The 23,970-nt window shown below is 64.7% G+C and carries 17 protein-coding genes; 9 read left to right on the forward strand and 8 right to left on the reverse strand.

What is annotated here, in order from left to right; translation table 11 throughout:
* The first annotated feature begins 485 nt into the window (after positions 1-485).
* Together KHO41_RS24730 and KHO41_RS24735 are read left to right on the forward strand one after the other, a co-directional pair.
* Complete coding sequence (locus KHO41_RS24730; RefSeq protein WP_211955896.1) at positions 486-1,577, forward strand: porin; 1,092 nt, start codon at positions 486-488, stop codon at positions 1,575-1,577.
* A 179-nt stretch (positions 1,578-1,756) separates the two neighbouring features.
* Positions 1,757-2,749: a Bug family tripartite tricarboxylate transporter substrate binding protein gene (locus KHO41_RS24735; protein ID WP_211955897.1), complete on the forward strand. Its 993-nt coding sequence runs from the start codon at positions 1,757-1,759 to the stop codon at positions 2,747-2,749.
* Positions 2,750-2,998: 249 nt separating this feature from the next.
* On the opposite strand, the gene KHO41_RS24740 is transcribed toward KHO41_RS24735, so the two are convergent.
* Positions 2,999-4,579: a fatty acid--CoA ligase gene (locus tag KHO41_RS24740; RefSeq protein ID WP_211955898.1), complete on the reverse strand. Its 1,581-nt coding sequence runs from the start codon at positions 4,577-4,579 to the stop codon at positions 2,999-3,001.
* Between the two features lie 81 nt (positions 4,580-4,660).
* Positions 4,661-5,446, reverse strand: a complete 786-nt coding sequence (locus KHO41_RS24745; protein ID WP_211955899.1) for an SDR family NAD(P)-dependent oxidoreductase — start codon at positions 5,444-5,446, stop codon at positions 4,661-4,663.
* A 285-nt stretch (positions 5,447-5,731) separates the two neighbouring features.
* Here KHO41_RS24745 and KHO41_RS24750 point away from each other — a divergent pair, with 285 nt between their 5' ends.
* Both KHO41_RS24750 and KHO41_RS24755 read left to right on the forward strand, forming a co-directional pair.
* Positions 5,732-8,053 carry a mechanosensitive ion channel family protein gene (locus KHO41_RS24750; RefSeq protein WP_211955900.1) on the forward strand — a complete coding sequence of 774 codons (2,322 nt, stop codon included), beginning with the start codon at positions 5,732-5,734 and terminating at the stop codon, positions 8,051-8,053.
* Between the two features lie 395 nt (positions 8,054-8,448).
* Positions 8,449-9,633, forward strand: a complete 1,185-nt coding sequence (locus tag KHO41_RS24755) for a helix-turn-helix transcriptional regulator (protein ID WP_211955901.1) — start codon at positions 8,449-8,451, stop codon at positions 9,631-9,633.
* Positions 9,634-10,482: 849 nt separating this feature from the next.
* On the opposite strand, the gene KHO41_RS24760 is transcribed toward KHO41_RS24755, so the two are convergent.
* Positions 10,483-11,376 carry a LysR family transcriptional regulator gene (locus KHO41_RS24760; RefSeq protein ID WP_211955902.1) on the reverse strand — a complete coding sequence of 298 codons (894 nt, stop codon included), beginning with the start codon at positions 11,374-11,376 and terminating at the stop codon, positions 10,483-10,485.
* 102 nt (positions 11,377-11,478) lie between these two features.
* On the opposite strand from KHO41_RS24760, the gene KHO41_RS24765 reads away from it, so the two are divergent.
* From KHO41_RS24765 to KHO41_RS24785, 5 genes are read left to right on the forward strand one after another with little or no spacing between them, the layout of a single operon-like run.
* Positions 11,479-12,702, forward strand: a complete 1,224-nt coding sequence (locus tag KHO41_RS24765; protein WP_211955903.1) for a CaiB/BaiF CoA transferase family protein — start codon at positions 11,479-11,481, stop codon at positions 12,700-12,702.
* Entirely contained in the window at positions 12,699-13,166 is a 468-nt protein-coding gene (locus KHO41_RS24770) for a MaoC family dehydratase (RefSeq protein ID WP_211955904.1), read from the forward strand. Before KHO41_RS24765 ends, KHO41_RS24770 begins: the two co-directional genes overlap by 4 nt.
* A gap of 51 nt (positions 13,167-13,217) precedes the next feature.
* Positions 13,218-14,201 carry a tripartite tricarboxylate transporter substrate binding protein gene (locus KHO41_RS24775; RefSeq protein WP_211955905.1) on the forward strand — a complete coding sequence of 328 codons (984 nt, stop codon included), beginning with the start codon at positions 13,218-13,220 and terminating at the stop codon, positions 14,199-14,201.
* Positions 14,202-14,247: 46 nt separating this feature from the next.
* On the forward strand, positions 14,248-15,408 hold the full coding sequence (locus KHO41_RS24780; protein WP_211955906.1) for an acyl-CoA dehydrogenase family protein: 1,161 nt from the start codon (positions 14,248-14,250) through the stop codon (positions 15,406-15,408).
* Between the two features lie 26 nt (positions 15,409-15,434).
* Complete coding sequence (locus tag KHO41_RS24785; RefSeq protein WP_211955907.1) at positions 15,435-16,427, forward strand: acyl-CoA dehydrogenase family protein; 993 nt, start codon at positions 15,435-15,437, stop codon at positions 16,425-16,427.
* A 63-nt stretch (positions 16,428-16,490) separates the two neighbouring features.
* Here KHO41_RS24785 and KHO41_RS24790 read toward each other — a convergent pair whose 3' ends face one another.
* The 5 genes from KHO41_RS24790 to KHO41_RS24810 all read right to left on the reverse strand — a co-directional run bounded on the left by KHO41_RS24790 (position 16,491) and on the right by KHO41_RS24810 (position 23,963).
* On the reverse strand, positions 16,491-18,044 hold the full coding sequence (locus tag KHO41_RS24790) for a SpoVR family protein (RefSeq protein WP_211955908.1): 1,554 nt from the start codon (positions 18,042-18,044) through the stop codon (positions 16,491-16,493).
* 136 nt (positions 18,045-18,180) lie between these two features.
* Positions 18,181-19,443: a YeaH/YhbH family protein gene (locus KHO41_RS24795; RefSeq protein WP_211955909.1), complete on the reverse strand. Its 1,263-nt coding sequence runs from the start codon at positions 19,441-19,443 to the stop codon at positions 18,181-18,183.
* A gap of 37 nt (positions 19,444-19,480) precedes the next feature.
* Positions 19,481-21,403: a PrkA family serine protein kinase gene (locus tag KHO41_RS24800; protein ID WP_211955910.1), complete on the reverse strand. Its 1,923-nt coding sequence runs from the start codon at positions 21,401-21,403 to the stop codon at positions 19,481-19,483.
* Positions 21,404-21,806: 403 nt separating this feature from the next.
* Entirely contained in the window at positions 21,807-22,997 is a 1,191-nt protein-coding gene (locus KHO41_RS24805; protein WP_211955911.1) for an acyl-CoA dehydrogenase family protein, read from the reverse strand.
* Positions 22,998-23,183: 186 nt separating this feature from the next.
* Positions 23,184-23,963 (reverse strand): enoyl-CoA hydratase/isomerase family protein, encoded by a 780-nt coding sequence (locus tag KHO41_RS24810; RefSeq protein ID WP_211955912.1) that lies wholly within the window; start codon positions 23,961-23,963, stop codon positions 23,184-23,186.
* Positions 23,964-23,970: the final 7 nt, after the last annotated feature.

Below are 23,970 nucleotides of genomic sequence, written 5' to 3' on the forward strand. Positions count from 1 at the left end.
TTTTGACTATAGAAGCTCGCTTGCGGCAAGAGGATCAGGGTTAACGATAGGTCAACGAGGCTTTCCCACCGCCGCGCCGACCCGGTGCATGCACCGCGATCGCGCAACAGGATGCAGGCCGGGCCCGTCAGTTGTCTGCAAAGTCTTTACTGGCGCGCCTTGCGCATTTCCGCCCGTGTCGTAGTCGTGTCGTAGCGGCGCGGGCGGAAATGCCGATGCGCCGGCGTCCGACCCCGCATCGTGCACTGGAGGTGTGCAGCCTTCGGCTTTTGCCCACGTCGTACCGCGACCTCACTAGGGATAACCCTCCTCACTCCTCTCGAAAAGCCCGGCTATATTTCGCTCAACGTTTCTTAGGTTGTTTGATGTTTTACCTATAAAACGCAAAAGCGGCTGAAAATGCATTTACGGAGGCTTGCAGCAGCCGGTCCCCAGGACAGACGAGCCAGAACGATTAGAAGACGGAACAAAGAAGGAAACGGTAGATGAAACTTGCACGAATCGCTGCGGGCCTGCTCGCAGCCTCCCCCCTGCTGGCCTCGGCCCAATCGGTGACGCTGTACGGCGTGATCGACACCGGTGTCGAGTATGTGAGCAACGTCGGCGCCAATGGCTATGGCCTGACCCGTGTGCCCAACAACACCGCGACCGTCCCCTCGCGCTGGGGCCTGCGTGGTACCGAGGATCTCGGTGGCGGCCTGAAGAGCATCTTCGTGCTGGAATCGGGCTTCGCGCCGGATACCGGCAGCGCCAACCAGGGCGGCCGCCTGTTCGGCCGCCAGGCGCTGGTCGGCCTGTCGAACCAGTACGGCCAGCTGTCGTTCGGCCGCCAGTACACCATGCTGTTCTGGGCCACGCTCGACAGCGACATCCTGGGGCCCAACGTCTACGGCTCGGGCTCGCTCGACAGCTACCTGCCCAACACGCGTGCGGATAACGCGGTCTCGTACAAGGGCACCTTCGGCGGCTTCACGGTCGGCGCCACGTACAGCTTCGGCCGCGACGCCGTCAACGCTGGCCCGAGCCCGGCCGGCACCAACTGCGCGGGCGAAAACCCGGCCGACAAGAAGGCCTGCCGCGAATGGTCGGCCATGGTCCAGTACGCGACCAACTGGTGGGGCGTGCACACCGCCTATGACTCGCAGCGCGGCGGCCCCGGCGCGTTCGCGGGCCTGACCAACAGCAACCTGACGGACGACCGCCTGTCGGTGGGCGGCTACATGATCCTGTCGCGCGCCAAGCTCGGCGCCGGCTGGCTGCGCCGCGACAACGAAGGCAGCGCGACCCGCATCAGCGACATGTACTACGCCGGCGCGTCCTACGACATCACGCCCGCGGTCAACCTGGCCGGCCAGGTGTACTACCTGAACTACCACGGCAGCGACAACAAGGCATGGTTGTACGCCCTGCGCGGCACGTACGCGTTCAGCAAGCGCACGTCGGTGTACGCGACCGCCGGCTTCATCGACAACGGTGGTCAGCTCGCCGCGTCGGTCAGCGGCGGCTCGCCGGGCTCGAATCCGAAGCCGGGTGCGAACCAGTTCGGCACCATGCTGGGCATCAAGCACATCTTCTAAGAGACGTACGCAACGCGGCTGGCCGGCTCGATGCCCGGCCGCCGCGCTCCATGGCGATACATCCCCTGGCACGACACAGTCCGCGCGGCACTCCGGCCCGCGGCTGCCCTGAAGCACTCAATTGCCATCGTCCGCGCGCATGTTGCAATGCGCGGGACACCAGTTTTCAGAGGTCCACCATGAAGTCTGCACGTCGCAAAGTCCTCGCCACCGTTATCGCGGCCGGCGCTGCCGCCATGTTTGCCGGCGGCCCCGCGCTGGCCCAGGGCGAATATCCCAACAAGCCGATCACCATCGTGGTCGCGTATCCGGCCGGCGGCGACGTCGACGTGCTGGCACGCATGTTCGCCGAGAAGCTGGCGCCGCGCCTGAAGCAATCGGTCGTGGTTGAAAACCGCACGGGCGCGGCCGGCACGATCGGCAGCGCTTACGTGTCGCGCGCCAATCCGGACGGCTACACGCTGCTGCTTGCGCCCAACACCGTCGCCATTGCGCCGCTCGTGCTGAAGCCGGGTACCGGCGCCAGCTACGACGTGCAGCGCGACTTCACGCCGATCTCGCAGATCGGCACGCAATCGCTGTTCGTCGTGGTGAACAAGGGCACCGGTATCACCAAGGTCAGCGACCTGGTGGCACGGGTCAAGGCAGGCAAGGTGGAAACCTACGCCACGCCGGGCAATGGCTCGCCGATGCACATCATGGGCGAACTGTTCAACAAGTCCGCGGGCGTCAAGATCAACCAGGTGCCCTACCGCGGCCTGGCACCGGCGATCGTCGACGTGCTTGGCGGTCAGGTGCCGGTGACTTTCGTCACGTATGGTGCCGTGTCCCAGTATGTCGGCAATGGCACCCTGGTGCCGATCGCCGTGGCCGACTCGAAGCGTTCGCCGTTCGCGCCTAATGTCCCGACGCTGGCCGAGCAAGGCTACAAGGACGTGGAGATCGGCGCGTGGCAGGCGCTGCTCGGCCCCAAGGGCATGTCGCCTGAACTGGTGCGCACGCTCAACGGCCACGTCAACGAGATCCTGAAGATGCCTGACGTGGTGTCGCGCATGGCAACCATTGCTGTCACGCCGTCCGGCGGCGAGCCGGCCGTGCTGCAGAAGCTGCTGGCGTCCGATACAGCGCGCTACACGAAGATCGTCAAGGAATTCGGCATCCAGGCCGACTGAGCGATACCGTAGCCGCAGATGGACAAAGGACCCGGTTCCGCGAGGAACCGGGTCCTGCTGCTGAAAAAGCTGGCGTGCCTGCTTGGTGCTCCCCTCTCCCGCTTGCGGGAGAGGGGTTGGGGGAGAGGGCAGGCGCATGGCAAGCACCGTGACGCCCCACTTCGTGGAAACTCCTGCCCTCTCCCCCGCCCCTCTCCCATAAATGGGAGAGGGGAGACAATAATCGCAGCTTTTGACCTTGTCAGCCGGTCAGTTGACCTGCCGGCCCATGCCGTCCCAGAACGGCTCGCGCAGCTTGCGGCGCAGCAGCTTGCCGGATGGGTTGCGCGGCAGCGCGTCGACGAAGTCGATGCTCTTTGGAACCTTGAACCCCGCCAGGCGCTGGCGCGTCCACGCGACGATGCTGTCGCGGTCGGCAGCCTGCCCGGCCTTGAGCACGACGATGGCCTTGACCGCCTCGCCCCATTTCTCGTCGGGCACGCCGATCACGGCGACGTCGGCCACGATCGGGTGGCCGTAGATCGCGCTCTCGACTTCCGCCGGATAGACGTTCTCGCCACCGCTGATGATCATGTCCTTGACGCGATCATGGATGTACAGATAGCCCTCGGTATCGAGATAACCCGCGTCGCCGGTGCGCAGCCAGCCATCGGCGTCAATCGTGCGCGCGGTCTCTTCGGGTTGCTTCCAATACCCGGACATATTGTGCGCGGAGCGGACCACGACCTCGCCGACTTCACCGGGCGCCAGTTCGCGGCCTTCGTAGTCGACCACCTTCAGTTCCACGCCGGGCAGCGGCTTGCCTGCGGCACGCATGCGCGGCACTTCTTCGGTCGTATGGTCTTCCGGCGGCAGCGCCACCACGGTGCCCGTGGTTTCGGTCATGCCGTACTGCTGCACGAAGCCGCAGCCGAAAACTTCGATGCCTTCGCGCAGCAGCGCCGCCGGAATGGGCGCCGCACCGTACAGCAGGTACTTCAGGCGCGAGTAGTCGACCGAGCGCGCACGCGGATCGCGCAGCACGATCTGCATGGCCGCCGGCACCATGAACAGCTTGCTGATGCGCTCGTGTTCAATGAAGTCGAGCACGGCGCGCGGATCAAACTCTCTCGCCACGACGCCCTTGGCGCCCGAGAGCAGGTTGCGCAGGCCCCAGCCTGAGCCGCCGATATGCGCGACCGGCATGGCCACCAACGAGATATCGTCCGCGGTCCAGTGCGACCAGGGAATCGATTCACGCTCGCTGACCTCGGTGCCAATGGTCAGGTTGCGGTGGGTCAGCATGGCGCCCTTGGGTCGTCCGGTCGTCCCAGAGGTGTAGAGCTGCAGCACGACGTCATGCGCATCGGGCTGGTGATCGGGCAGCGTGGGCGGTTGCGCATCGCGCCAGTCCGTGTAGACGGGCCAGTCCTGTCCCCCGCCCGCTTCCATGGCGATGACCTGCCGCACCATCGGCAATGCAGGCAGCAAACCCTGCACCATCGCCGCGGATTCGGGACCCACGAACAGCATCACGGCATCGCAATGGCCGATGATGAATTCCACTTCGGGGCCAGCGAGGCGCCAGCTTGCCGGTGTCATGACCGCGCCCATCTTCGCCGCGCCGAGCCACGCCTCGAAATAGTGGTCGCAGTTCTTGCCGACATAGCCGATGCGATCGCCCGCGCGTACGCCGGCAGCGAGCAGCGCCTGCGCCACGCGGCTGGTATTGCGCTCGAACTCGGCGTAGGTCGTCTGCCGGCCTTCGAACGAGTAGGCCACGGCGTCGGGCCTGAGGCCTGCAAAGTGGCGCACCGCGTGAGGCAGCGTGGCCAGATAGCTGAAATCCATCGACGTCTCCTCTTCTTATATGTAGAAACGGCCCGGCCAGGCCGGGCCGCAGCCGTCATCTGCGGATGCTTGCGGTGCCGATCAGCGCGGTGCCATGCGGATGGCGCCGTCCAGTCGCACGGACTCGCCATTGAAATAGCCGTTGCGGCACATCTCGACCGCGAGCGAGGCAAACTCTTCCGGCTGGCCCAGGCGCTTCGGGAACGGCACCGAGGCGCCCAGCGCGGCCTTGACGTTCTCGGGCGCGCCTTGCAGCAGCGGCGTATTGAAGATGCCCGGCAGGATGGTGTTGACGCGGATGCCTTCACCGGAGAGATCGCGTGCGATCGGCAGCGTCATGCCGACCACGCCCGCCTTCGATGCCGAGTAGGACGCCTGGCCGATCTGGCCATCCTGCGCCGCCACCGACGCGGTGCTGATGATCACGCCGCGATCGCCGCTGGCGGTGTGGTCCAGCGTCAGCATGCCGGCAGCCGAGCGCGCGATGCAGCGGAACGTGCCGATCAGGTTGATCTGGACGATGCGTTCGAACGCATCGGTCGGGAAGAACTTGATCTGCGACGGGTCTTCCTTGGAGCGCGAAGCGGTCTTGATGGCGTTGCCGGTGCCGGCGCAGTTGACCAGGATGCGTTCCTGGCCGATGGCGGCGCGCGCCTTGGCAAAGCCGGCTTCCACTTCCGCTTCCGAAGTCACGTTGACCTGGCAGAACACGCCGCCCAGTTCACGGGCCAGTGCTTCGCCCTTTTCGGCATTGAGATCGAACAGCGCGACGCGTACGCCGTGCGCAGCCAGCGCGCGCGCCGTCGCCTCGCCCAGGCCCGAAGCGCCGCCCGTCACGATGGCCGATACCGATGCATTGAGTTCCATTGCCGTGTTCCTTCCGTCTGGTTTTTGCAGGCCTGGTGCCGCACAAGCGGCAAGCCCGAAGTTGGTGTCTGAAACCGGCGCAACGCTGCGCCGGAGCGGGTTCGAGATTCGGGGATCGGGCCCTGACACGCATCGTCGGAAGCGACGAATGCACCGAAACGCCACTTTTGCCCGCGCCACGGAGGGTCAGCGGGTCATCCCGATTCCAACTCAGGGAACCGGCAAGGGACCAATGCGCTACAGTGTCGCGCATGGACGGCTTGCCCGCGACGCGGCCCCTGACCCATGCGCCCCTTTGTCCCTGATGCCCGATCACTGCTGCACCGGCACGCCTGGCTGCCGCTGGCCGCACTGCTGCTGCCGCTGATCCTGATACTGGTGCCATGCGCGCCGGCCCATGCCGCGCCGGCCAACCCGCTGGCCGCCGCGATCCGGCAGGCCGATGCCAAGACAGATGCCAAGGCTGCACCGGCCAGCGCCCCGCTGGCCCAGTCGCTCGACCAGGTGATCGTCACCCTGAAAGACGACACCCAGCGCAAGGCCCTGCTTGAACAGTTGCAGGCGCTGCGCAGCGGATTGAATGCCCCGGCATCGGCGCCGGTTGCGCCAGCCTCCGCACCGGGGCTGATCGGCGCCGTCGCGCAGGCACTCGATGAAGTCGATACGCACCTGCGCAAGGACCATGGCCCCTGGCACTACTGGCGCTGGCGTGCACAGTTCGCCGCCGAGGAGTGGCGCGACGCCGTGACGCTCAAAGGAACGCGTTCGGGCCTCGCTTCCCTGCGCGAGTTCGTCATGGTCATTGGCGGCTGGGCGCTCTGCGGCTGGATCCTGTGGGAGATCGGGCACCGCATCCGGGTGCGCCGCCACATGCGCGCCGAGACCACTGTCGCGCTCGTACGCAAGCCACGCGTCGGGTTGCCCGACCTGCCATCCTGGATGGATGTCGGCATCTATATGCTGCGGCGCATCGGGCCATGGGTAGCCGCATTCGCACTCACGATGCTGCTTGCGTACCGGCACTTTTCCCAGTCGCCGGCCAGCATGGCGGCCGTGATGGTGGCCCATGCGATCGTGGCCGGGGCTATCGCGGGCGCGGTCTGCCAGGTCATCTTCGCGCTGTTCCGCACTGCACACCGCCGGCTGGCGGTACGCCAGTTGCTGACGCACTCGCCGCTGCTGCTGTTCTGTACCGGCGCCCTGGCCGCACTCGGCAACAGCGCGACGGATCCCCGCATCACCACGGTGCTCGGCACCAATCTGAGCGCGTTGATCTCCACAAGCGCCAATGTCGCGGCCGCAATCCTGATCGGCGTGTTCGCGCTGCGCTTCCGGCGCCAGGTGGGCCAGCTCATCGCGCAACGTCCGCTCGAATTCCGCCAGTCGCATCCGGCCATGACGGACCTGCTGCGCCTGGCCGGCCAGGCCTGGCATCTGCCCGTGCTCGCCGTGGTCGTGGCGTCGGTGATCGGCACCGTGCTGGCCACCGGCCATGCCGATGTCTTCCTGCGCCGCACCGTGGCCTCGGTGTCGCTGTTCGTCATCGCGCTGCTGCTGACACTGATCGCCGGCCGCTCCCCGAAGGCAAAGGTGCGTGCGCCCCGCATCCGCGACCGGCGGCGTTCCGCCTACCTGGAGCGCTTCGGCCGCTTCGCCATGGCGCTGGTGCGCGTGCTGATCTGGATCACCGTGGTCGAACTGGGCACGCGCATCTGGGGAACGTCGGTGCTGCATCTCGTCGAAGCCTCGCCCGCGGGCCGGCACATTGCTGAGTCCATGCTGAGCGTGACCGCCACGGTGCTGCTCGCGTGGCTGGTCTGGCTGCTGATCGACACGGCCATCACGCAGGCGCTCTCCCCCACGTATGGCCGGGCCGCGCAGCCCAGCATGCGTGCCAAGACCATCCTCCCGCTGGTGCGCAATGCGTCGTTCGTGGCGCTGCTGGTCATCGCCATGATGGTGGTACTGGCCAATCTCGGGGTCAACGTCACGCCGCTGCTCGCGGGTGCCGGCGTGGTCGGCCTGGCGATCGGCTTCGGCGCGCAAAGCCTGGTCCAGGACCTGATCACGGGGCTGTTCATCGTGATCGAGGATTCCATTGCCATCGGCGACTCCATCGAACTGCCCGACCATGCCGGCGTGGTGGAAGGCATGACCATCCGGACCGTCAAGCTGCGCGACGGCAAGGGCGCGCTGCACACGCTGCCGTACAGCCAGATCAAGGCAGTCAAGAACCTGTCGCGCGGGTATGGCTATGCGGTCTTCAACATCGGCATCGCGTACCAGAGCGACCTGGACCGCGCGCTGGAGCTGATCCGGTCCACCGGCGCCCAGATCGCGCACGACCACCGCTATTCGTACAAGCTCCTGTCCGGCCTGGACATCCTGGGCCTGGACCGCTTCGACCCGAGCGGCCCGGTGGTGCTGGCGCAGTTCAAGACCCGCCCGCTGATGCAGGCGGAAATCACGCGCGCGTTCAATGCGCTCCTCAAGCGGCAATTCGATACCAACGGTATCCGCATGGCATCGCCTAGCCTGACCATTCAGTTGGACGGCGGAACAGCCAGCGCGGCAAGCGTCGAAGCCGTCATGCCGCGCACCGAATGAGATGCCCGAATCACGCAGAAACGGGTACGCTGTCGCTTTTGCGAAACGCGGCTGTCATTTTGACGTCGAAATTCCTTCATGACTCCGTATAGCGCATTAACATCCGCGTTATGCAAGCGTCGACATATTGACGATCTGGTCCGCTGCGCTCGCTTGACGGAGCGTTAGCCCCCCAAAGCGGGGGATAAATCGAACTGGATTGTTTGGCATGATTGCCGACATGCAGGCATGGACAATGCTTGCAGAGCATCTTGCACGCGGTGCCGTCACGTTACGGTGCCGTGGCCACGGAGCGCACAAGAACGCCCGGGCAGCACAGCAGTAGGGGAAATACAAAACAGCAGCCATTTTGAAATGGCGCTCAGTAAAGGCGTTTGCCACCGGGGGAACTGAATATGGGCGAACACCCGACGGCCGACGATGATTTTCATCGTCTGGTCGACTCCATCTACGAGTCCGCAATGGACGTGGCGGCCATGCCCGCCGCTCTGGACCTGTTTTCACGCTACACAGCCACAGACAGCCCGCGCTATCTGATCTGGGACAAGCTGTCCGGCCATGCCCGGCTCGGCGTCACCCCGCACGGCTGTTTCACAAGCGGCGTCAGCCTGCCCGACGGCGTCATCCCGCCGTCGGATCCGGGCCAGCCGTCATACGCGGGAACCGCCCTCGCCGCCGGTAGCGATGCAGAGGCCATGGCGGACAGCATCGCGACAGCGGTCGCCGTCTCGCGCGACGGCGACGAACTCGAACAGGGCATCCGGCTGATCGACACCGCCGAGATCTGCGTGCTCATGAGCGGCACCAGCACGGGGCAAAGCCATGTCAGCCGCACCGTGCGCGAACGCCGGCTGGCCCATGTCATGCCGCACTGGGCTCGCGCCGCGCGCATGCAGCAGCGCAACTTCGAACTGAGCGGACTGGCTTCGCTGGGGCTGGCCGGGCTCGACACGCTGGACTTCGGCGTGATGGTGCTGCAGGCCGACATGCGGGTGCGCTATGCCAACAGCTGGGCCGAGGCGCTGGTGCAGGCCGACAGCAACCTGTCGCTCGAACAAGGCCTGCTGCGCTCGCGCGATCCATCGCTGCAGTCTGTGCTGCACGGACTGCTTGAGGGCGCCGTGCGCGGCCGCGGCGCCGACGCGGCATCGGGGTCATGGATGCACATCACCTCCGGCGGACAACCGGTGCCGATCATCGTCGTGCCACTGGTGTCGCGCCAGCCCGTGGAAGGGCCCTGGCAACTGCCGGCAGCGATGATGCTGCTGGGCAACTCGGAATCGCGGTCGGTGCTCGATGCGGCGGTGTTGACCTCGCTGTTCGGGCTGTCGCGCAAGGAAAGCATTATTGCCATCCGGCTGGCCGCCGGCGAAACGCTCAACGAGATTGCCGAGCGGGAGTTTTTGTCGCCGCATACCGTGCGGGTGCATATCCGGGATACGTTGCGCAAGACGGGGACGCATCGGCAGTCGGAGTTGGTGAGGTTGTTGCATTTGTTGCCGGGGGTGAATTTGGTGCGGGCGGGGGGAGCGTCGGCTACCCCGCGGCCGCGGGGTGCTCGGCAAGGGAAGAGTGGTTGAAAGGGTTTCGGCCAGGTAGCCGGCGGGGCGCTTCTCGTTAGGGCTGGGTTGTCGTTCTTGGCGGGCGCTGCTGTTTCGCCGGCGTAGCCGGCGAGTCACTTTTGTCCGAGCGACAAAAGTAACCAAAAACGCGTTTTGGTTGCCCCAAAGGGGCGAATTTTTATCGTAGTGTGCCAGGGGTGTTGTACGGGTATGGGCTTCAGAGTCAGTCACACTGCCTGCCGCGTGGGGCACGACCGTGGTCAGAATTACAGCGCTGATTGAACGAGCCCTGCAAGCGTCTGTGGCCCCTGCTGCGAGCGATATCGTGTGATCGCCTTCGGCTGCGCTACGCGCAGAGCCCTAGTCTGAGCACACAGGCCCAGGGCAAACCACGCCTCGGTAACGAGGCCCGCGCATTGCATGCGCCAAGTGGAGAGAGGGAGAAGAAATACAGACCTCGGGCGCCAGCGACGTTGGTGAGCTTGCGCCCCGACTAGGATGTGCGCGCAGCGCAGCCGAAGGCGTCCCACCACTGACCTTATTGAAACGCTGTACCCGAGTCCGTCTTGGGGATCGTCCAAACGTTGTGCCGCGCCAGGCACAGGTTCTGACTCACATGGCGTAGCAGGGTCGAACGGCCGACCACCATCGCAGGCGTCCAAAGCAGTTTGAACTACCGACACCGTGGAATTGATGGCCCGCGGCAACGACGCGCTTTTTGGTTACTTTTTGTCGCTCGGACAAAAAGTGACTCGCCGGCTACGCCGGCGAAACAGCGGCGCCTGCCAAGAGCAACAATCCAGCGCGAACCAGAAGCACCTACCAGCTACGCAAAAGAACCACCGGCGCGGGCCAAGAACCCGTTCCTTATTCCCCTACCGCCTCCAACGCCGCCCCCAGAAACCTCTCCACCTGCCGATCCGCATCATCCGCCCGCGCCGCGAAGGCAATCCCGATCCTCCCAGCCGGCCGCGGGCTGGACAGCGGCAAGAACCGCACCCGCCGGTTGGCGTACCGCGTCGCCACGCTCGGCACCAGCGCCACACCCAACCCGCTTTCCACCAGACTGATAATGGTCTGCACCTGCACCGCCTCCTGCGTGACGCGCGGCACAAACCCAGCCTGCTGGCACAGCATCATCGCCACCGCATGAAGGTTGGGCACCGCCGCCGCCGGATGCATGATGAACGGTTCAGCCGCGAGCGCCTTCAGCGGAATCGATTCCTCCTTCGCATGCGGGCTGTCCGCCGGCACGGCTGCGACGAAGACATCGCTCTCCAGCGGCGTGAGCGTGTAGCCACCGCTGCTCAGGATCGGAAAGCGCACCAGCCCGGCGTCCAGCCGGTGCTTTTCGAGCTGGTCGAGGATGTTCGCCGTGGTCGATTCATGCAACACCAGCTCGATCCCCGGATGTGCCGCCCGGAAGGCCGGGATCAGCTTGGGCAGCAGTGCATAGGTCGCTGAACCGACAAAGCCGATACGCAGCGCGCCGCGTTCGCCCTGCGCGGCCGCCATCGCCGCCGCCCGCGCCTGCCCCGCATGGAATAGCGCTCGGCGCGCATCCTGCAGCGCCGCTTCGCCGGCCTGGGTCAACCTGACACCGCGCGGCGTGCGCACGAACAGCGCGGTGCCGAGTTGCTCCTCCAGCTTGCGGATGGAGATGGACAGCGGCGGCTGCGCCATGTGCAGGCGCTCGGCCGCGCGGTGGAAGTTGCCCGTCTCGGCCAGGGCAACGAACTGCTGAAGTTGACGCAGATCCATATCGATATCCGGGGTATATCAGTTTCTAAAAAACTAATATTAGACCAGACATATGCCCGTGATCTACGCTGTGCCCCACAGTACAGATCCGGAGACAGACGCATGCTGCCCTTAGCAGGCATCCGCGTGATCGACCTTTCCACGGTCGTGATGGGCCCCTACGCGAGCCAGTGGCTGGCCGACCTTGGCGCCGAGGTCATCAAGGTCGAGCCACCCGAAGGCGACTCCACCCGGCGCACCGGCCCGGCCGCCGAAGCCGGCATGGCCGCGATTTTCCTCGGCGTGAACCGCAGCAAGAAGAGCATCGTGCTGGACCTGAAGCAGCCCGCCGCGCAGGCGGCGCTGGACCGCCTGCTGGCCGGCGCGGACGTGCTGATGCACAGCATGCGCCCGCAGAAGCTGGCCGCGCTCGGCCTGGCGCCGGCCGACGTGAAGGCACGCCACCCGCAACTGGTCTACGTCAGCCTGCTCGGATTTGCCGAGGAAGGCCCATACGGCGGACGCCCGGCCTATGACGACATCATCCAGGGCCTGTCCGGCAACGCCGCGCTGATGGCGGCGCAGACCGGCAGCAGCCGCTACTTCCCGACCATTGCCGCCGACAAGACCAGCGGACTGGTGGCTGCGCTGTCCATATGTGCGGCACTGGCTGGCCGTGCGCGCGGCGACGGCCAGGGCGCGATGGTCGAGGTGCCGATGTTCGAATCGATGGTCGCGTTCAACCTGGTCGAGCATTTCTACGGCCGGCATTTCGAGCCGCCGCGCGGGAGCACCGGTTATCCACGCGTGCTGGCGCCGCTGCGCCGCCCGTACCAGAGCGCCGACGGCCATGTCTGCATGATGCCGTACACCGACGCCCACTGGCGCGACTTCTTCCGCGCCGCGGGCCGTCCCGAACTGGCCGCCGATACGCGCTTCACCGATATCTCGGCACGCACCGCGAACATCGAGATGCTGTACGAGATCACCGGCGAGATCGTGCGCGGGCACAGCACTGCGCATTGGATGGAGGTTTGCGAGTCACTGCAGATTCCCGTGGCAAGGATCAACGAACTCGACGACCTGCCCGATGATCCGCACCTGCGCGCGACCGGCTTTTTCGAAGCCGTCGAAGATCCCGCCATGGGCTCGCTGCGCTTTCCGGGCGCACCGGTGCGCTTTGACGGCGAGCGCGCACCGGTCGGCGTGCCGCCGCGCCTCGGGGAACACACCTCAGAGTTGCTGGCGCAGGCCGGGCTGACACAGCAGGACATTGAAGGGCTATATGCCACTGGCGCTGCCCGCGGTACTTCCAACGCTGAGAACAACTCCAAGGAGACAGCATGACGCAACGCGACCTGCCGCGACTCGGCCAGGGCTTCTACTGGCAGGACCTGAAAGAGGGCCAGGCCTTCCGGACCTTCCGCCGCACCGTGACCGAGACCGACCTCGTCAACTTCATCTCGGTCACCGGCATGGTCGAAGCCATCTTCATCGAGGACGGCTACGACGGCGGTGCGATCGGCGGCCGCCCGGTCCCAGGCGCGCTTACCTACACGCTGATCGAAGGCTTCATCCTGCAGACCATGATCCAGGGCACGGGGCTCGCCATGCTCGAACTCACGCAGAAGATCCTGGCCCCGGTGGTGGTCGGCGATACGGTGTGGGCCACGGTCACGGTAACCGGCATCCGCCCCACGTCGCGCAGCGGCCGCGCGGTGGTCGATTCTGAGATCGAGGTCTTCAACCAGCGCAACGAGAAAGTCATGACATACACGGCGCGGCGGCTGCTGGCCGGACGTCCCGGCTGAAACGCATCGCATTGGAATGGATCTGACGATTTCGTGGAGGAGACAAACAGAATGATGGCAAAGACCCTCATGAAGGCCCTGGCCGCGCTCGTGCCGGCCTTGCTCGCCAGCACCAGCGCGCTGGCACAGGGTGGTGCCGGCTTCCCGGCCCATCCGATCCGGCTGGTGGTACCGTTCCCGCCGGGCGGCCCGACCGACCTGGTCTCGCGCGTGATCGCCAAACGCATGACCGACGAACTGGGCCAGCAGGTGCTGGTGGACAACCGTCCTGGCGCCAACGGCAATATCGCCGCCGAGATCGTGGCCAAGGCGCCGGCCGATGGCTATACGGTGCTGTACAACACCTCGTCGATCGCGCTGAGCCCGGCGCTCTACAGCAAGCTCACTTATGACGTACGGCGCGACTTCGCGCCGGTGGTGCTGACCGCCATGGTGCCGCTGGTGCTCGAGGTCAATGCGCAACTGCCGGTGCACAACGTGAAGGAATTCATCCAGTACGCCAAAGCCCATCCGGACAAGCTGACCTACGGCTCGGCCGGCAATGGCAACGTGACGCACCTGGCCGCCTTCCTGTTCCTGCAGGCCAACGGCCTGAACGCCGTGCACGCGCCGTACAAGGGCAGCGCCCCCGCGCTGACCGACCTGGCCGGCGGTCAGGTGCAGTTCATGACGGATACGATCAACTCGTCGCTGCCGTTCATTCGCGACAAGCGCATGCGCGCGCTGGCCGTGACCAGCAGCACGCGCAGCTCGCAGCTGCCGGAAGTACCGACCGTGGCCGAAACCGTCATGCCGGGCTTTGAAGTGGGCGCCTGGCAGGGCATGATGGTCCCGGCAAAGACGCCGCCGGAGATCGTACGCAAGCTCAATGCCGCGACCATGAAGGCGCTGGCCAACCCTGAAACCCGATCAGCGCTGGCCGCGCAGGGCGCCGAGCCGCGCGGCTCGACCCCCGAGGCCTATGCCAGCTACCTGTCCGCCGAGATGACGCGCTGGCGCAAGGTGGTGAAGGACTCCGGCGCCACGCTCGACTGACACGGCGGCCTGCCCAACGCCGCCATCACGCACCTGGATATTCAACGTGACCGCACTGCTTTCCACTTTCCAGCTCACCAGCCTGCCGCCGCACGCCATGGCGTTCCGCGAGCAGGTCCGGGCCTTCCTGGCCGAACAGATGCCAAAGCTGCCGCCCGAAGTCCGCGCACGCTCGTGGATGGGCTTTGACGCCGCCTTCAGCCGCGCGCTCGCCGCGCGCGGCTGGGTCGGCATCACGCTGCCGGCCGAGTATGGCGGTGCCGGCCTGGACCCGTTCTCGCGCTTCGTGCTGGTCGAAGAACTGCTGGCCGCCGGGGCGCCCGTGTCGGCCCACTGGATTGCCGACCGCCAGAGCGGTCCGCTGATCCTGCGCTACGGCAATGCGGCGCAAAAGGCCAAGTACCTGGCCGCCATCTGCCGCGGCGACGCGTTCTTCTGCATCGGCATGAGCGAGCCCAACTCGGGCTCCGACCTCGCCAGCGTGGCCACGCGTGCCGTGCGGCAACCGGACGGAACCTGGCTCCTGAACGGACGCAAGATCTGGACGACGAACGCGAACCACTGCCACTACATGATTGCGCTGGTCCGCACCTCGGGCACGCCGCAAGACCGCCAGACCGGCCTGTCGCAGGTGATCGTCGACCTTTCGGCACCCGGCGTCACGGTGCGGCCGATCCAGGACCTGACCGGCGACGCGCACTTCTCCGAAGTCAGCTTCGAGGACGTGGTGCTGGCGCCGGACGCGCTCGTCGGGCAGGAAGGCAGCGGCTGGGAACAGGTCAACGCGGAACTCGCCTTCGAGCGCAGCGGGCCGGAGCGGCTGTACTCGAGCGTGGTGCTGCTCGATACATGGCTGGCCGCGCTGCGGCGCCTGCCTGAAGCGCGGCGCGATACTGTCACCGCCGGCCGGCTGGTGGGCCACCTTGCGGTGCTGCGCTCCATGTCGCTGGCGGTGACGGCGCGCCTTGCCGCCGGTGAGAGCCCAGTGGTCGAAGCCGCGCTGGTGAAGGATCTCGGCACGACGTTCGAGCAGTCGATCCCGGCACTCGTGGAAGCCGCGCTCGGCGACGAGCCGGCACTTGCGGCCGATGGCGCGCTGTACCGCACGCTGGCCTATGTCACGCAGATCGCCCCGTCCTATTCGCTGCGCGGCGGCACGCGCGAGATCCTGCGCGGCATGATTGCGCGCGGCCTGGGTCTGCGCTGAACGCGTCCAATACTGAGTCCATCGCCATGCATAACACCTATTCCGACGCACTCGACGCCCTGCTGCGCGACCTTTGTCAACCCGCCACGGTTCGCGCCATCGAACAGGGTGCCGATACGGCGCCACTGTGGCAAGCGCTGCTGGAAAGCGGCTTTGCCGACTGCCTGCTGCCTGAATCCGCAGATGGCGCCGGCCTGTCGCTGTCCGACGTGGCCCCGGTGCTCTACGTGCTGGGTCGTCACGCCATGCCGCTGCCGCTCGCGCAGACGCTGTTCGCCCGTGCGCTGCTGCACGCGCACGGCGTGCAGACGCCAGCCGAACCGATCGCACTCGCAAGTTTCGACGACGAGAGCCCGGCCACGCTGGTGGCTGACGCCCGCCACGCAGGCTGGTTCCTGGTGCAGACCGGGACCCGCTGCGTGCTGCTGCCGGCCTCCTCCGCCGGTGCAGAACCGACCGGTGCCCACGCCGACCTGACCGTGCGCCTGCCGCGTCCCGATGCCCGGGCCGAACAGGCCTTCGCATTGCCCGCCGGCACGCTGCGCACCATCGGCGCCTGCCTGCACGCCGCGCAGATGGCCGGCGCGCTGTCCCAGGTCATGGACATGACGCTGCAGTACGCCAACGACCGCCTGCAGTTTGGCCGCGCGATCGGCAAGTTCCAGGCAATCCAGCACCAGATCAGCGAGATGGCCGAGCATGTTGCCGCCTCGCGGCTGGCCGCACAGATCGCGTGCGAAGGCTCGGGCAGCACGCCCGACCCGGTCCGCGCCGCCATCGGCAAGCTGCGCGCGAGCGATGCGGTCACGCCCGTGGCCGCCATCGCCCACGCGGTGCACGGCGCCATTGGCATCACCGAGGAATTCGATCTGCAGCTCTACACGCGCCGGCTGCACGCATGGCGCGTGGCCGACGGTTCGGAACGCTGGTGGAGCCGCGCGCTCGGCGAGCTCGTGTGTGCGGAGCCGTCGCGCGGCGCAGTGGAACTGGTGCGGGACTGGTGCGAGACCGCCGCCTGACACCTGAAACAAAACAGCGGCCCGGTTAAGGGCCGCCGTTTCGTCCGCAGAAAAACCTGACCCTCAGGCCGCCAGGCTCAGCCCGCCACCAGCCACTTTGCGGTGGCGGCGTTCCGGCTTGCACTCGTACTTGAGTTCGCGTCGACCATCCTCATACGCCACTTCCAGCCGCACGTTGAAGCCCCACAGGCGCGTCACGTGGCGGATCACCTCGTCGAAGTTGTGCGAAAGCGGCCGGCGGTCGCTTTGCTGGTGACGCAAGGTCAGCGAGCGGTCCCCGCCCACATCGACATTGGTGACCTGGATATTCGGCTCCATGCCGGACAGGTCGTACTGTGAAGCCAGCAACTGGCGGATCATCCGGTAGCCTTCATCGTCATGGATGGCCGTCACGCGCAGCTTGTTCTCGCGGTCGTCGTCGAGTACCGAGAACAGCTTGAGTTCGCGGATCACGCGCGGCGACAGGAACTGGAGCAGGAAGCTCTCATCCTTGAAGTTGCGCATGGCGAAGTCCAGCGTGGTGCGCCAGTCCGAGCCAGCGATCTCCGGCGCCCAGTGGCGGTCCTCGTCGTCCGGGTTCTCGCACATGCGGCGCAGGTCCTGGAACATCAGGAAGCCCAGCGTGTACGGGTTCAGCCCACTGTAGTACGGGCTGTGGTACGGCGGCTGGTAGATCACGTTGGTGTGCGCCTGCAGCAGTTCCAGCATGAACGCGTCATTGACCAGCTTTTCCTCATAGAGCTGGTGGATGATCGTGTAGTGCCAGAATGTGGCCCAGCCTTCGTTCATCACCTTGGTCTGGCGCTGCGGATAGAAGTACTGCGCGATCTTGCGCACGATGCGCACGATCTCGCGCTGCCACGGCGCGAGCTTGGGCGCGTTCTTCTCGATGAAATACAGCAGGTTTTCCTGCGGCTCCGGCGGGAAGGTGCCTTCCGGCTCGATTGCGTCGTCATCCGTGGCAAGCGCGTGCGGGCGGTGCTTCGGCAGCGTGCGCCACAAATCATTGACCTGCATCTGCAGGTAGTTCTCGCGCTCGGCCTGGCGTGCCTGCTCCTCCGTGATCGAGAGCTTCTTGGGCCGCTTGTAGCGGTCCACGCCATAATTTTGCAGTGCGTGGCAGGAGTCGAGCAGCAACTCCACCTCCTGCTCGCCATAGCGCTGCTCGCATTCGGCCACATAGTTCTTGGCGAACAACAGGTAGTCGATGATGGCGTCCGCGTTGGTCCAGGTGCGGAACAGGTAATTGCCCTTGAAGAAGGAGTTATGGCCGTAGCACGCGTGCGCGATGGTGAGCGCCTGCATTGGCAGCGTGTTCTCCTCCATCAGATACGCAATGCAGGGGTTGGAGTTGATCACGATCTCGTAGGCCAGCCCCATATGGCCGCGCTGATAGCTGCGCTCCGAGGCCAGGAAGTGCTTGCCGTATGACCAGTGGCTGTATCCCACCGGCAAGCCAGCCGACGCGTACGCATCCAGCATCTGCTCGGCGGTGATGATCTCGATCTGGTTGGGATAGGTGTCCAGCCCGAATTCGCCGGCAATACGGGCGATCTCGCGGTCGTACCGGTTGATCAGCTCGAAGGTCCATTCCGAACCCGTGGAGAGATAAGCCATCTTCACCCCCAATCTGGCGGGCACGCCGGCCGCACCCGGCATACGTTGCCCGGCACGGCCACGCTGCACCGCGTTGCCACTGTCAACGTCCTGCGGGTCCGCCGGAACCAGTGGACCCGAAAGGCTTCACGCCTCGTCAGGCCGCGCGCTTCTGGAACAGGTCGTGCAGCACCGGATAGATCTCGTCCGGACTGATGATGCGCTGCATCGCGAAGTGCTCGAACTGACCTTTGACCGTCAGGTACTCTTCCCAGAGATTCTGCGGTTCCTCCGAGGCAACCTCCACATACGCGTAATACTGCACCAGCGGCAGGATCGACTCGCGCAGCAAACGGCCGCACAACTCGGAATCCCCGGCCCAGTTGTCGCCGTCGGATGCCTGCGCACAATAGATGTTCCACTGGCTGGGTGGATAGCGGTCATGGATGACCTCGACCATCAGCTTCAGCGCGCTCGACACCACGGTACCACCGGACTCGCGCGAATGGAAGAAATCCTCCTCTTCCACCTCCTTGGCCACGGTGTGATGGCGGATGAACACCACGTCGATGCGCTCGTAGTTGCGCTTGAGGAACAAGTACAACAGCATGAAGAAGCGCTTGGCGAGATCCTTCCTGCTCTCATCCATCGAGCCCGAGACGTCCATCAGGCAGAACATCACCGCCTGGGCCTGGGGCCGCTTCTTGAGCACGCGGTTGTTGTAGCGCAGGTCGAGCTTCTCGATGAACGGCACGCGGTCGATGCAGGCACGCAGATGCCGCATCTCCTTCATCAGCTCGAGCGCGGTGTCCCCGTAAGGGCCATCCTTCTCCAGCGCCTCGTTGTAAGCCTCTTCCAGTTCGCGCAGGCGTTTCTGGTACGGGCTGGACAACGCAATGCGCCGGCCAATCGAACTGCGCATGGTGCGCAGGATCGACAGGTTGGAAGGCGTCCCGTCAATGGAAAAGCCGGCGCGGACCTTTCGGACTTCGGCGATCTTGGCCAGGTGGCGCTTGGCCAGGTCCGGAAGCGCCATGTCCTCGAAGAAGAAATTCAGGAAATCCTCGCGCGACAGCGTGAAGACGAAATCGTCCTCGCCCTCGCCGCTGTCGCTGGCGCGCGAACCGGTCCCGCCGCCGCCCTGCTGCTGGCGGTCGAACGAATCCCCCCGGACGAACTTCTTGTTGCCGGGATGGATCCATTCACGCCGCCCGCCCGGGCCGTGGTGAAAGATCGGCTCGGAGATGTCCTTGACCGGAATGGACACCTGCCCGCTCTGCTCGATGTCCATGATCTTCCGGCCGGACACCGCCTTTGCAACCGCCTGGCGTATCTGCTCTCGGTAGCGCTTGATAAAGCGCTGCTTGTTGACGGCACTTTTGTTGCCGCCGTTCTCACGCCTGTCGATGACCGTGCCCATGTATATGCCTTCGAAGAGAGGCCTGGTTCAGGCGCAGTTACGATGATTTTCTTACGCGCAGATACCACTCCACCAGCAGTCGGACTTGTTTCGGTGTGTACCCCTTCTCGACCATGCGGTTGACGAAGTTCTCGTGCTTCTCCTGGTCTTCGCGCGAAGACTTGGCGTTGAACGAGATGACTGGCAGGAGATCCTCGGTAGTGGAGAACATGCGCTTCTCGATCACCATCCTGAGCTTCTCGTAGCTGGTCCAGACCGGATTCTTGCCACCGTTGTGGGCTCTCGCGCGCAGCACGAAGTTGACGATCTCGTTGCGGAAGTCCTTGGGGTTCGAGATACCCGCTGGCTTTTCCACTTTTTCCAGTTCGTCATTCAGCGCGTTGCGGTCGAGGATTTCGCCGGTATTCGGATCGCGATACTCCTGGTCCTGGATCCACAGGTCGGCGAACACCACGTAGCGGTCGAAGATGTTCTGGCCGTACTCGGAATACGACTCGAGGTACGCGGTCTGGATCTCCTTGCCAATGAACTCCACGTACGGTGTGGTCAGGTACTCCTTGATGTGCGCCAGCAGCTTCGCTTCCTGCTCCGGCGGGAACTGTTCGCGCTCGATCTGCTGTTCGAGCACATACAGCAGGTGCACCGGGTTGGCCGCGACCTCGGTATTGTCGAAGTTGAACACCTTGGACAGCACCTTGAACGCAAAGCGCGTCGACAGGCCGTTCATGCCTTCGTCCACACCGGCATAGTCGCGGTATTCCTGGTACGACTTCGCCTTCGGATCGACGTCCTTCAGGCTCTCGCCGTCATAGACGCGCATCTTCGAGAAGATGTTGGAATTCTCGGGCTCCTTGATGCGCGTGAGCACCGCGAACTGCGCCATCATCTTCAGCGTGCTCGGCGCGTTCGGCGCCGCCGACAGCGAACTGCTGCGCAAGAGCTTGTCGTAGATCTTCACCTCTTCCGACACGCGCAGGCAGTACGGCACCTTGACGATGTAGATACGGTCGAGGAAAGCCTCGTTGTTCTTGTCCTGCTTGAACGTCTGCCACTCGGCCTCGTTCGAGTGCGCCAGGATGATGCCGTCGAACGGAATCGCCCCGAAGCCCTCCGTGCCCTTGTAGTTGCCCTCCTGCGTGGCGGTCAGCATGGGGTGCAGCACCTTGATCGGCGCCTTGAACATCTCGACGAACTCGAGCAGGCCGCGGTTGGCCAGGCACAGGCCGCCGGAATACGAGTAGGCGTCAGGATCGTCCTGCGGGAAATCCTCTAGCTTGCGGATATCCACCTTGCCGACGAGCGAGGAGATGTCCTGGTTGTTCTCGTCGCCCGGTTCGGTCTTCGAGATCGCAATCTGCGACAGCACCGACGGACGCAGCTTGACCACGCGGAACTTCGTGATGTCACCATTGAACTCTTGCAGGCGCTTGACCGCCCACGGAGAGGGAATGGTGTTCAGGTACCGGATCGGGATGCCATAGTCCTCTTCCAGAATCTTGCCGTCTTCCGTCGGCGAGAAAAGACCGAGCGGAGATTCATGGATCGGCGAGCCCTTCAGCGCGTAGATGGGTACCTCTTCCATCAACGCCTTCAGTTTCTCCGCCAGCGAAGACTTGCCGCCACCAGGAGGCCCGAGCAGATACAGGATCTGCTTGCGCTCTTCCAGACCCTGCGCGGCATGCTTGAAGAACGCGACGATCTGCTCGATCGTGTCCTCCATGCCGTAGAAATCGCGGAAGGCCGGATAAACCCTGATGACCTTGTTGAAAAAGAGTCGGGACAGTCGCGGATCATGGTGGGTGTCCACCAGCTCCGGCTGACCGATCGCGGCGAGCATGCGCTCAGCCGCAGTCGCATAGGCAGTCGGGTCCTTCTTGCAGATATCCAGGTACTCCTGGATGCTGTATTCCTCTTCCTTGCGAGCTTCGAAACGCGTGGCGTAATGGCCGAAAATGTCCATTCCTCACTCCCGTCAGAGTCCCCATCCGAGGTCAAGGCACTGCTACTCCCCTGAGGCTTCGCGTCAGCTTTAGCGGTCCACCACCCCGGCTTGGCGACCTGTTCATGTTGCGAAGTCTTTACTTCATCATAGTCAAATAACGGCGATGGTGGTGCTCAAGTTGACGATTCGTATGTATGTAGGCAACGGCATTTCCACCCTGCAAACACCACATTCGAACCAGAGCCTTTCCCCGCGCGCGACGGGCCATTGACTATGGCTTGTGACAAACCTTACACCTTTCTGCCCCACCCTGCACAGACGGTTTTGTAACCAGTACACAAAAAAGGCCGGCGATTTCGCCGGCCTTTCGCGGAGATTTTCGCGGCGCGCATCAGCACACGCCGACTGCTGATGACAGCACTCAGAGCGTGCGTGCGACCAGCTCTTTCATGATCTCGTTCGAGCCACCGTAGATCTTGCCGACACGCGCGTTCGCGTACATACGTGCGATCGGGTATTCGAGCATATAGCCGTAGCCGCCATGCAACTGCAGGCACTCGTCGATGATTTCGCAGTTGCGTTGCGTGCACCACCACTTGGCCATTGCCGCGGTCGCTGCGTCGAGCTTGCCTTCCATCAACCGCACCATGCAGTCGTTCACGAACGTGGCCGCGATGGTCGCATTAGTCTTGCACTCGGCCAGCTTGAAACGCGTGTTCTGCAGGTCGAGCAACGGCTGACCGAACACCTTGCGCTCGCGCACGTAGTCAGTCGTCAGCTCGATGGCGCGCTGCATGCTCGCCACCGCACCAAGGGCGATGATCATCCGCTCCTGCGGCAATTGCTGCATGAGCTGGTAGAAGCCTTGCCCCTCCTGCTCGCCGAGCAGGTTCTCGCAAGGCACGATCACGTCGTCGAAGAACAGCTCTGCAGTGTCCTGGCCCTTCTGTCCGATCTTCTCCAGAATGCGGCCGCGGCGGAACCCCGGCAGATCCCGGGTCTCCACCATGATCAGCGACACCCCGCGCGAACCCGCTTCCGGATCAGTCTTTGCGATCAGGCAGACGAGGTCGGCGTGATACCCGTTGGTAATGAAGGTCTTTGCACCGTTGATGCGATAGCAATCCCCGTTTTCCGTCTTCTCGCGCACCGCGCGGGTGCGTACCGATTTGAGATCGGAACCGGCGCCCGGTTCCGACATGGCGATCGCCGCCACCATTTCACCGCTGGCCATCTGCGGCAGCCATTTCTCCTTCTGCGCCTGTGTGCCGTAGTTGAGCAAGTAGTGGGCCACGATGCCGCTATGCACGTTATTGCCCAGGCTGGTGCAGATGCCGCGCGCCATTTCCTGCGTGATGACCGCCTCATGCGCAAAGGTGCCGCCACCGCCGCCGTATTCCTCGGGGATGCTTGCGCACAGCAGGCCGATCTGGCCCGCACGGCGCCAGACGTCGCGGTCGATATAGCCCTGCTCGGCCCAGCGCGATTCGTTCGGCGCCAGTTCACGTTCGACAAAGCGCCGCACCGTGTCCCGGAACAGGATCAGGTCTTCGGTCATCCAGGAGGCCTCGGTGGTAGCAGAGGCGACGGCATTCAGTTCGGGAGTTCCCATGATGTGTATCGACTTCGAAATGCAGAGGGAAAAGGAGGAAAGGCGGAAGACAGGCGGACGACACGCGGCGTTACCGCTGTCATGCCTCTATATAGATAGGCGTATTTCGTTGAAGCCTTGCGAGGCAGGAAACGTCCGGCGTGCCGCAGTGCAGCATGCCGGACGCACCCGATTGCTTCGCAGGACTTAGTCAGGCCAGCGATAACGCGGCGGCTGCTTGGACAGGAAGCGGTTCGCGGCCTCCTGGCGGTATTCCGTGGCGAACGCGATGCCCTGGCCGTCCGCTTCCATGGCCAGCATGCTGTGCAGGTCCTGGTTCAGCGACGCATTGAGTGCCTTCTTGGTCAGCGCCAGCGCAACCGGCGAGGCCTCGGTGAAGGCGCGGGCCATCGCACGGGCGCGCTCCTGCAGACTGTCTGCGGGCACGATCTCCATGACGATGCCCTGTTCCTGTGCGGCCTCGGCGTTCAGTTCCCGCATGGAGAACATCAGCGCCTTGGCGCGCTGCAGGCCGATCATGCGCGGCAGAGTGTAGAAAACGCCACAATCCGGAATCAGGCCCAGACGCAGGAACGGCAGCCCGAAGCGGGCGCGCGGCGTGGCCAGGATGATGTCTGCGGTCAGCGCCAGGCTGAAGCCTGCACCAAAAGCCGCGCCATCCACCGCTGAAATGACAGGGATCTCGAGATTGATCAGCGTCTCCAGCCACGGATGGATATTGCCCAGCCGCTGGCGCCCCTGCGCGGCGCTGATCTCGCCCTGCATGGAGCTGATGTCCCCGCCCGAGCAGAAGTCAGTGCCGGCACCGGTCAGGATCAGCGCGCGCACGCTGGTGTCCTGGCGCAGCTGGTGCATCACGTCGCCGATCTCGCGGCGCATGACGCCGTTCAGCGCATTCTTGCGGGCCGGGTAATCCAGCGTGAGGGTGGCAATACCGTCTTCGACGGCATAGCGAATGGTTTCCATTGATGAC

Origin of the sequence: Cupriavidus numazuensis, from assembly GCF_905397435.1 — a bacterium.
Classification (GTDB): Bacteria; Pseudomonadota; Gammaproteobacteria; order Burkholderiales; family Burkholderiaceae; genus Cupriavidus; species Cupriavidus numazuensis.